General features: G+C 50.4%; 11 protein-coding genes and 1 pseudogene. 9 read left to right on the top strand and 3 right to left on the bottom strand.

The window, feature by feature from the left end:
• Positions 1-3: 3 nt before the first annotated feature.
• The 8 genes and pseudogenes from DXA93_RS06160 (at position 4) to DXA93_RS06125 (ending at position 7,592) form a co-directional block, all read left to right on the top strand.
• Entirely contained in the window at positions 4-1,062 is a 1,059-nt protein-coding gene (locus tag DXA93_RS06160) for a SufB/SufD family protein (RefSeq protein WP_118659666.1), read from the top strand.
• Entirely contained in the window at positions 1,049-2,266 is a 1,218-nt protein-coding gene (locus tag DXA93_RS06155; RefSeq protein WP_118659664.1) for an aminotransferase class V-fold PLP-dependent enzyme, read from the top strand. The genes DXA93_RS06160 and DXA93_RS06155 overlap by 14 nt, the downstream gene beginning before the upstream one ends.
• Positions 2,256-2,684 carry a Fe-S cluster assembly sulfur transfer protein SufU gene (sufU, locus tag DXA93_RS06150; RefSeq protein WP_055267877.1) on the top strand — a complete coding sequence of 143 codons (429 nt, stop codon included), beginning with the start codon at positions 2,256-2,258 and terminating at the stop codon, positions 2,682-2,684. Before DXA93_RS06155 ends, sufU begins: the two co-directional genes overlap by 11 nt.
• Positions 2,685-2,881: 197 nt before the next feature.
• Positions 2,882-4,182, top strand: a pseudogene (gene eno, locus DXA93_RS06145) (phosphopyruvate hydratase).
• 207 nt (positions 4,183-4,389) lie between these two features.
• A complete protein-coding gene (locus DXA93_RS17950; RefSeq protein WP_022462789.1) occupies positions 4,390-5,064 on the top strand; it encodes an amino acid ABC transporter permease in 675 nt (224 codons plus the stop codon).
• 3 nt (positions 5,065-5,067) lie between these two features.
• Positions 5,068-5,811, top strand: a complete 744-nt coding sequence (locus tag DXA93_RS17945) for an amino acid ABC transporter ATP-binding protein (protein ID WP_055267879.1) — start codon at positions 5,068-5,070, stop codon at positions 5,809-5,811.
• Positions 5,812-5,933: 122 nt separating this feature from the next.
• Complete coding sequence (locus DXA93_RS06130; protein ID WP_055217916.1) at positions 5,934-6,791, top strand: transporter substrate-binding domain-containing protein; 858 nt, start codon at positions 5,934-5,936, stop codon at positions 6,789-6,791.
• Between the two features lie 27 nt (positions 6,792-6,818).
• Positions 6,819-7,592, top strand: coding sequence for a histidinol-phosphatase (locus tag DXA93_RS06125; protein ID WP_055217914.1), 774 nt, complete (start codon positions 6,819-6,821; stop codon positions 7,590-7,592).
• Positions 7,593-7,674: 82 nt separating this feature from the next.
• Here DXA93_RS06125 and DXA93_RS06120 read toward each other — a convergent pair whose 3' ends face one another.
• From DXA93_RS06120 to DXA93_RS06110, 3 genes are all read right to left on the bottom strand, one after another.
• Positions 7,675-9,060 carry an MATE family efflux transporter gene (locus DXA93_RS06120; protein ID WP_119207889.1) on the bottom strand — a complete coding sequence of 462 codons (1,386 nt, stop codon included), beginning with the start codon at positions 9,058-9,060 and terminating at the stop codon, positions 7,675-7,677.
• A gap of 130 nt (positions 9,061-9,190) precedes the next feature.
• Positions 9,191-9,670 carry a DUF6465 family protein gene (locus tag DXA93_RS06115; protein ID WP_055267883.1) on the bottom strand — a complete coding sequence of 160 codons (480 nt, stop codon included), beginning with the start codon at positions 9,668-9,670 and terminating at the stop codon, positions 9,191-9,193.
• A gap of 85 nt (positions 9,671-9,755) precedes the next feature.
• On the bottom strand, positions 9,756-10,958 hold the full coding sequence (locus DXA93_RS06110; RefSeq protein WP_055267885.1) for an iron-containing alcohol dehydrogenase: 1,203 nt from the start codon (positions 10,956-10,958) through the stop codon (positions 9,756-9,758).
• Between the two features lie 216 nt (positions 10,959-11,174).
• On the opposite strand from DXA93_RS06110, the gene DXA93_RS06105 reads away from it, so the two are divergent.
• Entirely contained in the window at positions 11,175-12,176 is a 1,002-nt protein-coding gene (locus tag DXA93_RS06105) for a DnaJ C-terminal domain-containing protein (RefSeq protein WP_117804994.1), read from the top strand.
• Positions 12,177-12,213 lie beyond the last annotated feature (37 nt).

Genomic DNA, 12,213 nt, shown 5'->3' with positions numbered 1-12,213 from the left:
CACATGGAAGAACAGAACAGCATGAAAATCAACCAGCTTCCATCGAAAACATGGTACTGGCTGGGATTAAATGATACAAAAGTAAAATGGGCGGCGGGTGCGCCGTGTGAAATCTGCGCGGAAGAGCCGTCTGCGGATGATGAGATAACGGGTTTTCCGGAAGCTATGAATACCGGGGCAGGAAAAGAGACGGATGTCCTTTTTGCACCGGAGCAGACGAAAAACTGGAGTGTCTCTGCAAAGGAGGGGCAGACGAAACAGGTCACGCTTTCCATCGGACAGGGAAAAGAGAAGGTTTCATCCGGAAAGATCCGCGCGGCGGCAGAAGAGGGAGCTTCCCTTACCGTTTTCGAGGTATTTGAACCGGCACAGGCAGCGGGACAGCTCGCGGTGCGGACAGAACTTTACGCGAAAAAAAACAGCCGCATCCGGCTCGTGCAGGTGATGATGCGCGGTGAGGAACAGGAGCTTTTAAATGATGTCGGATGCATCTGCGAGGAAAATGGTGCACTGGATCTTTTACAGGTCGTTGTCGGAAAAGGCGATGTCTATGACGGTATCTGGACCGAACTGCAGAAGGATCACGCATCACTGCAGGCAGAAATCGGCTATCTTCTGCAGAATCAGCAGAAATTTGATGTCAATCTGAATGTGCGCCACTTCGGAAAAGTAACCGAGAGCACGATCCAGGCAGACGGAACGCTGATGGATGCGGCGGAAAAGATCTTCCGCGGCACAATCGACTTTGTGCGCGGTTCGGCAGATTCCGTCGGAGCAGAGACAGAACAGGTATTGCTGCTCGGCGATGATGTAGTCAACAAGACGATTCCTGTGATCCTCTGTGCAGAGGAAAACGTACAGGGAAGCCACGGCGCGGCAATCGGAGAACTCGATGAAGAGACACTGTTTTACTTCGGTGCGCGCGGCATGGACCGTACACAGGCAGAAAATACGATAGCGCGGGCGAAACTGGAAGCAAAAATCCAGAAGATCGGCGATGCGGACATCGAACAGAAAGTAAAAACACAGCTTGCGGAGGTGCTTGACCGTGACAACAGATAACATCAGAAAAAATTTCCCGCTTCTGCAGCAAATGGACACGATCTATCTGGACAACGCGGCGACGGCACAGCGCCCGTCATGCGTTCTTGCTGCAGTACAGGAATTTTACGAACAGAAAAATGCAAATCCTCTGCGAGGCTTCTATCCTTTAAGCCTGGAGGCGACGGAGAGCTATCAGGAGGCAAGAAAGACCGTACAGGAGTTTATTCATGCAGAAGAGCCGGAGGAGATTATTTTTACCCGGAATACAACGGAAAGCCTGAACCTTGTGGCATACAGCTATGGCCTGAACTTTTTAAAGGAAGGCGACGAGATCGCTGTAACAATCATGGAGCATCACAGCAATCTGCTTCCGTGGCAGATGGTGTCGCGTATGACTGGGGCGAAGCTCCATTATCTGGAATGTACCAGTGAGGGCGAGCTGACCGATGAGGAGCTCCAAAAGGGCATTAATGAGAGAACACGTCTTGTGGCTGTTGCGCAGGTATCGAATGTGCTCGGCTGCGTGAATCCGCTCCAGAAAATCACGGAGATGGCGCACCGCGTGGGAGCCGTTGTCGTTGTGGACGGCGCCCAGAGCGTTCCGCATATGCCGGTCGACGTACATGCGCTGGATGCAGATTTTCTCGCCTTTTCCGGCCATAAGCTGATGGGCCCGATGGGAATCGGCTGTCTGTATGGAAAACTGGAACTGCTGGAAAAAATGCCGCCGTTTTTAACCGGAGGCGAGATGATCGATTCCGTTCACCGCGACGGAGCCGTTTTTGCACCGGTTCCGCAGAAATTTGAGGCGGGAACGGTAAATGCAGCCGGTGCGGTGGGGCTGGCCGCAGCGATCCGGTATCTGCAGGAAAAAGGATTTGATTATATCCAGAAAAAAGAGCTGGAACTGACGCAACGTGCTATGGAAGGACTCGGCGCGCTGCCGTACGTTCATATCCTCGGTTCCAAAGATCCGGCCAACCATACGGGCATCGTTTCGTTTACGATTGACGGCGTGCATCCGCACGATGTGAGCGAAATTCTTTCTTCTGACGGCATCGATGTGCGGGCAGGCCACCACTGTGCACAGCCGCTTCTGGAATATCTTGGCGTCCGAAGTTCGACAAGAGCCAGCATGATGTTTTATAATACACCGGAAGAGATTGATGCACTGATCGAAAGTGTATCCACAATCAGAAGGAGAATGGGCTATGGAGAGTAGAGGATTTTATAACGAAATTTTGACGGAGCACAATCTGCGTCCGGAATTCAAGCATGATCTGCCGGATGCGGACATCGTACTCGAGGGCGTCAACCCAAGCTGCGGCGATGATATCTGGCTGAAATTAAAAGTCGACGGCGATGTGATCACGGACGGTGCGTTCGTGGGCGACGGCTGTGCGATTTCGCAGGCATCGGCGGACATTATGCTCGGCATGATCATCGGAAAGACGAAGGACGAGGCACTGCGCCTGGGAAATCTGTTTCTGCGCATGATCAAAGGAGAAGCATCCGACGAGGAGATTGACAAACTCGAGGAGGCTGGTGCACTGAAGGACATCTCCCACATGCCGGCAAGAGTGAAATGTGCAGTGCTTGGATGGCATACGCTGGAAGAGGCATTTAAACAGGAAAAATAAGAACAGAAAAACTTTTTGCATTTCTGAGAAAAAGTATCACTTTACCCACTTGCAATTTTCAAAAAATTAGTTATAATGAATTACAGTTAGTAAAGACTAACCAAAGTGAATCAATCATTGTTATCTCCCGTCTGCGGATCTTGGACACTTCGCAGGCGGGAAACTCCAGAAACAAACGAGAAAGGAGCACACGAAAAGTGAAGAGCCTGAAAATTGAGGAAGTAAAAGGAAGAGAAATTCTGGATTCCAGAGGAAACCCAACCGTAGAAGCTGAGGTTGTTCTTGCAGGGGGCGTTGTAGGGCGCGGCATGGCACCAAGCGGCGCATCTACCGGTGAGTTTGAGGCACTGGAATTACGAGATGGAGATAAAGCAAGATACCTTGGAAAAGGTGTGCAGAAAGCAGTAGAAAACATCAACACCGTCATCAACGATACCTTAAAAGGTATGGATGCATCCGATACCTACGCTGTAGACAAAGCCATGATCGATGCAGACGGAACAAAAGATAAATCCCGCCTGGGTGCAAACGCCATTCTGGCTGTATCCATTGCCTGCGCAAGAGCAGCAGCAAACGCACTTGAGATTCCGCTGTACCGCTTCTTCGGCGGCGTTTCCGGAAATCGTCTGCCGGTTCCGATGATGAACATCATCAACGGCGGATGCCACGCACTTTCTTCCGGCCTGGATGTACAGGAGTTCATGATCATGCCGGTTGGAGCATCTTCTTTCAAAGAGTGCTTAAGATGGTGCGCTGAGGTCTTCCATGCACTGGCTGCCATCTTAAAAGAGCGCGGACTGGCAACATCGGTTGGAGATGAAGGCGGTTTTGCACCGGCTCTGAAATCCGATGAAGAAGCCATCGAGACCATTCTTGAGGCAGTGAAAAAAGCAGGCTACGAGCCAGGCAGAGACTTCAAGATCGCGATGGATGCTGCTTCCTCCGAGTGGAAGACAGGACCAAGGGTGAATACAAACTGCCGAAAGCCGGCACTGTATTTACTTCCAAAGAGCTGATCGCTCACTGGAAAGCACTGGTAGAGAAATATCCGATCATCTCCATCGAGGATGCTCTGGATGAAGAAGACTGGGAAGGCTGGAAAGAGCTGACCGCAGAGCTTGGCGGAAAAGTACAGCTTGTCGGTGACGACCTGTTTGTAACCAATACTGAGCGTCTGGCAAAAGGTATCTCCCTTGGCTGCGGAAATTCCATCCTGATCAAACTGAACCAGATCGGTTCTGTATCTGAGACCCTTGAGGCAATCAAAATGGCTCACAAAGCAGGCTACACCGCAATTTCCTCCCACCGTTCCGGTGAGACCGAGGATACCACCATCGCAGACCTGGCTGTTGCCCTGAACACCTGCCAGATCAAGACCGGTGCACCGAGCCGTACCGAGCGTGTTGCAAAATACAACCAGCTTCTCCGAATCGAAGAAGAACTTGGAACGGCCGCTGTATACCCTGGTGCAAGAGCATTTAATGTGACACAGGACTAAGCAGTAAATAACATAATACCATAAAAAAAGACAAGATCCTTCCTCTTAAAACCAACCATAAATAAGTGTCCCCGGGGCCGTTGAAAAACGTGTTTCCCGGGGATTCTTGCATGCGGGGGAGGGGTATATGAAAAAACACTTGACTTGAAGCGGACTTGAAGTGTTATCCTATCTAGGAAAATGTAAAAATAAGGGGGATATATCGAAATGAGCGAAAGATTATGGAATATTCTTCTGGATTCTTTCTGGAAAATCTTTCTGCCGGGCCTTAAGGTGACGATTCCGCTTACTGTAATCTCGTTTTCCATTGCACTTGTAATTGCGACGGCAATGGCTATGGTACAGTTTGCAAACATCAAAGGCCTTCGTCAGATTGCACGTTTCTATATCTGGATTTTCCGCGGAACCCCGCTTCTGGTCCAGCTTTTCGTTGTGTTTTACGGACTTCCGCGCGCCGGTATTCTGATCGATCCGTTTCCGGCGGCAGTTCTCGTCTTTTCCCTGAATGAGGGCGCCTACAGTGCCGAGACGATGCGTGCGGCCCTGGAAGCCGTTCCGGCAGGCCAGCTCGAAGCCGGCTACTGTGTCGGCATGTCGTATCTGCAGATCATGCGGAGAATTATCCTTCCGCAGGCGATGCGCACCGCTTTCCCGCCGCTTTCCAACTCTCTGATCGCCATGGTAAAGGATACTTCCCTTGCCGCAAATATCACCGTAACGGAGATGTTTATGGTAACGCAGCGGATTGTAGCGCGCACCCATGAGCCGCTGGCACTGTATATTGAAGTAGGACTGATCTACCTGCTGTTCTCCACTGTGCTCACGAAGCTGCAGGGAATCGGAGAGAAGAAACTGAGTACATATCAGAAAAAAGGGGAATAAGCCATGCTGGAAATTAAAGGATTAAAGAAAGCGTTCGGCAGCCTGGAAGTATTAAAAGGTGTAGATTTAAAAGTAAAACAGGGCGATGTTGTTGCAATCCTCGGTCCGAGTGGTTCGGGAAAAACGACGATGCTGCGCTGTGTCAACTTTCTGGAGCATGCGGACGGCGGCAGCCTGATCTTTGACGGGAAAGAATATCCGTTCCACAACATCAGCAAAAAAGATATCGCGGCGATCCGTCAGAAAACCGCATTTGTATTTCAGAACTATAACCTGTTCCTGAACAAAACAGCCCTTCATAACGTAACCGAAGGCCTGATCATCGGCAGAAAAATGCCAAAAACCAGGGCGGAGGAAAAAGCGCGTGCAGCGCTTGAAAAAGTAGGCATGCTGGACCGTGCGGACTACTATCCGCATCAGCTTTCCGGCGGACAGCAGCAGAGGGTGGCAATCGCCCGTGCACTGGCAACCGATCCGGAAATTATCTATTTTGATGAGCCGACCTCAGCACTCGACCCGGAGCTGACCGGCGAGGTGCTTGGTGTTATGCGCCAGCTTGCCAAAGAGGGAATGACAATGCTCGTTGTCACGCATGAGATGGGCTTTGCAAGAAACGTTTCGAACAAAGTTGTCTTTATGGAAAACGGCGTTGTCGTTGAGGAAGGTCCGTCGAAGGAATTTTTCGCAAATCCGCGGGAAGAGCGGACGAGAACATTTTTGCAGAATATTGAACAGCATTACGAGTAAGGTATCCCGCAAAGCGGCAAATCCTGCCCGGAGCACGGAATCCGGACAGTTTGCAATAAAGAAAACAGAAGAAGCAAAGGCAGCTTCTTCCAGAACAAAACAAAAAAGGAGTGGCGAATATTATGAAAAAGAAAATGGCAGCAGTATTTCTGGCAGGTATCCTGACATCATCCTTTTTACTGACCGGATGCGGAAACAGCACGGCAGATAACAGCAGTGCTTCTTCCTCTTCATCAGCATCTTCTGCAAGTGCGTCTGGGGATCTTTTAGAGCAGATCCAGAGCAAGGGTGAGATCGTTGTGGCAATGGAAGGAACCTGGGCACCGTGGACGTATCACGATGAGGACGACAACCTGGTCGGCTATGACGTAGAAGTGGCACAGCAGATCGCAGAGAAACTCGGCGTGAAAGCAACCTTTGTAGAGGGTGAGTGGGACGGCCTTCTTGCAGGAATCGATTCCGGCCGGTACGATATCATGGTAAACGGCGTAGATATCACAGAGGAGCGCGCTGAGAAATACAGCTTTTCCGATCCATACGCATACAACCGCACCGCTGTTATCGTAAACTCTGCTAACGATGAAATCCAGTCCATGGAGGATCTCGACGGAAAGAGCACCGCGAACACCATTTCCAGTACGTATGCAGAAGTTGCCGAGAAATATGGCGCAGCCGTTACCGGTGTTGACGATCTGGAGCAGACTTTCGAGCTTCTCTTAAGCGGCCGTATCGATGCAACTCTGAACGCAGAGGTAACGTATTACGATTATATGAAAGCACACCCGGATGCAGAGATCAAAATTGCATGTCTCGATCCGGAATCCACAAAAGTCGGTATTCCGATGAAAAAAGGCGATGAGACCAAGACGCTGCTTGAGGCAGTCAACAAAGCACTTGGCGAGCTCGCAGAAGAAGGAACACTGACAGAGCTTTCGGAAAAATATTTTGGAACGGATATCTCCAAAGAAGCAGCAGAATAAGATACAAAATAAAGAAGGTTACAGATCATGATTGCAAATTATCATACCCATACATGGCGGTGCCGCCATGCGGACGGAACGGAGCGGGAGTATGTGGAGCGCGCGATTGAGGGCGGCCTTAAAATTCTCGGTTTTTCCGACCATTCGCCTTATCCGTTCCCGGACGGCTACGATTCCGGCATGCGGATGCGGCTCGATCAGGTGGAAGGCTATGTAGACACCGTGCTGGCATTGAAAAAAGAGTATGACAAGGATATTGAAATCCATCTCGGACTCGAAACAGAGTATTTCCCGAGATTCTGGGATCAGCTGATTGATTTTTTGTCGGACTATCCGTTTGAGTACTTTGTGCTTGGCCAGCACAGCCTGGGAAATGAGATCGAAAAGATTCTCTACAGCGGCCATGGAACAACAGACGGAAGCTACCTGAAACAGTATGTGGACCAGTGCCTGGCAGGCATCGATACCGGAAAATACCTGTATCTGGCACACCCGGATCTCTTTTTATTCAACGGCGACGAAGCAGTGTTCGACCGGGAATACCGGAGACTCTGCCGTGAGGTGAAAAAGAGAAACATTCCGCTGGAGATCAATTTCCTTGGTCTGATGGAAGAAAGATGGTATCCGAACGAGAAGTTCTGGAAGATCGCCGGCGAAGAAGGAAACACCGCCGTTTTCGGCTGTGATGCCCATACGCCGAAAGCCGTCTGGAATCCGGAGACGGAACAGAAGGCACTGCAGCTGGCAGCAAAATACGGTCTGAAAGTACAGGAAACCGTTCCGATGCCGAAGACATTTTAACAGAAGCAGAAAAAGCTGTTCTTTTCTGGTGAGAGTTTTGAAAACTCCGCGGAAAAGAACAGCTTTTTTGATATGAGATTTTTTATGCTTTTTTTGTGTGCATCAGCCGTACCGCCTCTTCCCGCTGTTTCAGAATCTTCTGAATCGAAGTCCAGTAAACAATCATTGAGACAACCGGCCCGATCAGGTCGGAAATAGGTTCCACGTAGAAGATGTTTTCCAGTGCAAAGAACCGCGGCAGAAGAAACAGAGCGGTAAAGTAGACGAATTTCCGGAAGAAGGAGAGTGCAAACGAATAGCGCACGCAGCCCATTGCAGTAAAGCCGTCTACAATCTCGTACTGAATGCCGAGCGGAATGACTGAGAGTGTCGAAATATGGATCGCGCGGACCACCATCGAGACGATCTGCGGATCGGAAGTAAAAAGCTGCGCAAACAGCGTTCCGGCGGCATTGGAGACGAGGAACATCAAGGTCGTAAATCCGGCACAGAGTGCGATGATGGTTTTCTGTGCCTCAAGAATACGCCCGGAATTTCCAGCTCCATAATTGTATGCGAGGATTGACTGCGTTCCGCCGCTGATTCCGCCGAGCGGTATCGTAATAATCAGCATAAAGCTCTGAACGATCGTTGCACAGGTGATGAAGCTGTCTCCTTGTCCGGCGGGTGCATACCGCTGCAGGACGGCGTTCATCGCAATGATCATCACATTGTCGATGGCAATGATTAGAAACGGAGTAAAACCGACTGTCAGAATGCGTTTCATGATCGCAAATGAATACCCGCCGAAGGTGATGCGGATCGGAATCGTCTTTCCGAACAGAATATGCAGCACATACAGACAGCTTGCGATCTGGGAGAGCACGGTTGCAATTGCTGCGCCACGCACGCCGAGATGCAGAACGAAGATAAACACAGGGTCCAGCAGCAGATTCAGGACGGCGCCTAGCAGAACAGATTTCATTCCCTCACTGGCAAAGCCCTGGCAGATCACAAACTGGTTCAGGCAGGTCGATAAAAGCGCAAACACAGAGCCGGAAACGTAGATCATAAAATAGGCTCTGGCGTAAGGATACGTAACGGTGCTGGCTCCGAATGCCATCAGCATCGGGCGGGTTAAAAAAAGCGCCGCGGCTGTCAGAACGAGAGACAGGGAAACAAGCATCAGAAACGCATTAGCCAGGATGCGGGATGCCTCTTTTTCATTTTTCTCTCCGAGCCGGATGCCGAGCAGCGGTGCGCCGCCGACCCCGATGAGGGAGGAGAACGCGCCGATCATGGTGAGAATGGGACCGCAGACGCCGACACCCGCGAGCGCCAGATCACCGACAGAGGCAATGTGGCCGATGTACATACGGTCTACAATGCTGTACAGAACACTCACGAACTGTGCCAGCATGCTCGGAAAAGCAATACGGGGAACCAGTTTTCCGATCGGATCGGTTCCGAGATGGTTTACAGTTTTCATAGAAAAATACCTTGTCGTTTTTTTGGGTTTGGGAACAGACAGCAAAAAACATGTCCGAAACAAAATCCGGAAGACTTTGTTTCGGACATGCCGCTTTTGGTCTGTTCTGATAGATCAGCTGACAGAAAAATTATTCAGCAAGAGTGGTCAGATCTACTTTGAAATCGTCAGATCCCTGTCCGTCTACGGTGTAGTAAGCGGCTCTCTGCTCTGCGTTCAGGTAGATTTTGATCTCGCCTTTTAATCCGTTTGCTTTTACTTCTTTTTTGATGACTGCTTCGAGGTCTTTCATAGATACTTTTGTCTCGAAGATCTCAAGAACGGTATCAGATACTTTTGTCATTTTACGTGGGGTTTTGGTTGCTTCTGCCATGGTTTCCGTGGTCTCCTTTTTTACTGTTTTTTTAACGGTTTCTTTTTTGGTTGCTTTTTTCGGCTCTTTTGCAGCTTCTGCTTTTCCTTCTGCTGCTTCTGTATGTAAGGTTTTTTCAGTCGTTGGTTTTACTTCTTTTGCCGGTGCCGCTGTCTTTACAACGGTTTCCGCTGTTTTTGCAGCTTCTGCAGCCTGCTGTTTCGCTTTGGCCATTTTTTTCATGGTTCTTTTATTCATTTTATTCACTCCTCTATGCGATATCTCTAATAAATTACCATGTTTTTTGCGTTCTGTCAAATTTAAATTCGAGAAAACAGCGGCTTTAGGATTGTACACGGCGGAGCACAGAAAAGATTTTTTCAGAATCCCAGATCTGCGGAACAGGGTAGGTGGGATTTGCTTCTTTTAAAGCACGGCGTGCTATTTCTGTGTAATCATTCGGCGAAAGGTGTGGCAGAGTGGATGGAATGTCAAACGAATCGCGCATAGCCTCGATAGCTGCAATCATCCGCTCAGCCTTTTCAGAAACGGTATCTCCGCCGAGAGAAAGCGCATCGGCGAGAACGGCAAGTTTAGGCGCAATGCAGGAACCGTATTCGCGCAGAACAGCAGGCAGCAGAACCGCGTTGGCTCTTCCGTGCGGAATGTGGTACAGTGCACCGACGGCGTGAGCGATGGCATGGACGTAGCCGACAAAGTTGTTGGTAAAAGCGAAACCGGCCAGATACGATGCATGAAGCATTTCCTGCCGTGCGGCAAGACGGGAGCCGTCACGCCAGGCTTCGGGCAGGGCATGGAAATTTTCGCAGACTGCCTCGATGGATGCATTCTGCACGCTGTGGGAGGCGAAGAGGTTCAGAAAAGCTTCCATGGCATGGGTCAGGGCATCCATACCGGTATCTGCGGTCATAGAGGACGGGAGGCTGATCGTAAGACGCGGATCGAGAACTGCCGTATCCGGGATCAGACAGAGGTCATTGACGGCGTATTTGTATGGTTTCCCGTCGATACAGTCTGTGATGACAGCTGCCGCCGTTGCCTCCGAACCGGTTCCGGCTGTCGTCGGCACGGCAAACAGCGGCGGAAGTTTCCGACGGACTTTCAGGAGGCCCCGCATCGCAGGAACCGTCTTTTTCGGACAGCAGACGCGGGCACCGATCAGCTTTGCTGCATCGAGAACGGATCCGCCGCCGATGGCGAGGATAGCCTGCGCCTGAATCTGCTGATAAAGACGGAAACCCTGTTCCACGCTCTCAATCTGCGGATCCGGGGCGATTTCGGAGAAAATGGTGACGGAAATGTTTTCTTTTTTACAGCCGTCCAGCAGAGACGTCAGTGTTCCGCGGCGGACAAAGCCGGGGGTAGTCACCAGGAGAATCCGGGAGATCCGGCGTTTCCGGAATAACGTGGGGAGCAGCAGAACGGCATCCGGTGCTGCAAGGAGTGTCTGTTTCTTATGCTCTGTCAGATGAAGAACGCGGCTCAACACCCACTGCCGGGTGCGGAACCAGAAAATGGAATGCATCAATCAAGTACCTCCATAAAAAATCGTGAGAATCGTATATCTCTTATTGTAACAGTGCACGGCAGGTTTTTCAATTCGTATAGGAATTTTGAATCTTCCGTGAAAAGAATTGACAGTGTAAAAAATGCGTGTTATAGTACAAATAGAACAGATAAAGAGAGCCAGGAATTGTTCACCTGGGAAATCAGGAAAAGGCTTGACTGGAGGTGCCTGATGATGGAAACAAAGAGAGATTATTATGAAGTATTAGGCGTCAGCCGGAATGCAGACGAGAAAGAAATCAAGCGTGCATACCGGAAACTGGCGAAAAAATATCATCCCGATACGAATGCGGGAAACCCGGATGCGGAAAAGAAATTTAAGGAAGTGACAGAAGCGTATTCTGTCTTAAGCGATCCGGAAAAGAAGAAAATGTACGATCAGTTCGGATTCGCGGCGTTCGACCAGGGAGCCGGCGCGTACGGCCAGCAGGGCGGTGGAAATCCGTACGGCAGTGCGTATGGAAACCCGTTCGGCGGAAGCGGAAACAACGGCGGCTATCACGAATTTCACTTTGAAGGAAACGCGGACGATATGTTCGGCGATTTCTTTGATCAGATGTTTCATGGCAAAAGCCGTGGATTCGGAAGCGAGCGGTATACGCGTTCGGGAAGTAGCAGACATCCGTTTGAGGATGCATTTTCCGGCCGCGGTACGGCAGAGGATCTCGATCTGCACGCTGAGGTTTCGATCCGCCTGGAGGAAGCGGCATCGGGCTGTGAAAAACAGATTACCCTGCGGAACCCGGATGGAACGACCAATACGCTGCTGGTTAAAATCCCGGCCGGTATCGAGAGCGGAAAGAGCATCCGTCTGCGCGGCAAAGGCCATACAGGATCAAACGGCCGCCGCGGCGATCTGATTTTGAAGGTCAATGTAGAAGAAAAGAAAGGCTTTGAACGGCGCGGAATGGACATCTACACGACGATTCAGATTCCATACACAACGGCAGTCTTTGGCGGTGAAGCGCGTGTCTCGACACTGTACGGAGATGTGGTCTGCAAAATCAAGGAAGGAACACAGTCCGGCAGTAAGCTCCGTCTGCGCGGCAAGGGCATGGTATCGATGAAAGATGCGAACGTGCACGGTGATCATTATGCGACGATTGAGATTGCTGTACCGCGCAGTCTGAACCGCACAGCACGCCAGAAACTGATGGAATATAAGGAAGCGTGCTGAAAATGTGAAGAAACTGTGAAATCGGAAAATCCGGGTT

Origin of the sequence: Blautia sp. OF09-25XD, from assembly GCF_003482095.1 — a bacterium.
In the GTDB taxonomy this organism is placed as follows: domain Bacteria; phylum Bacillota; class Clostridia; order Lachnospirales; family Lachnospiraceae; genus Fusicatenibacter; species Fusicatenibacter saccharivorans.
The sequence above is the reverse complement of the archived record's forward strand: the minus strand, read 5'-3'. Positions and strand labels throughout refer to the sequence as shown.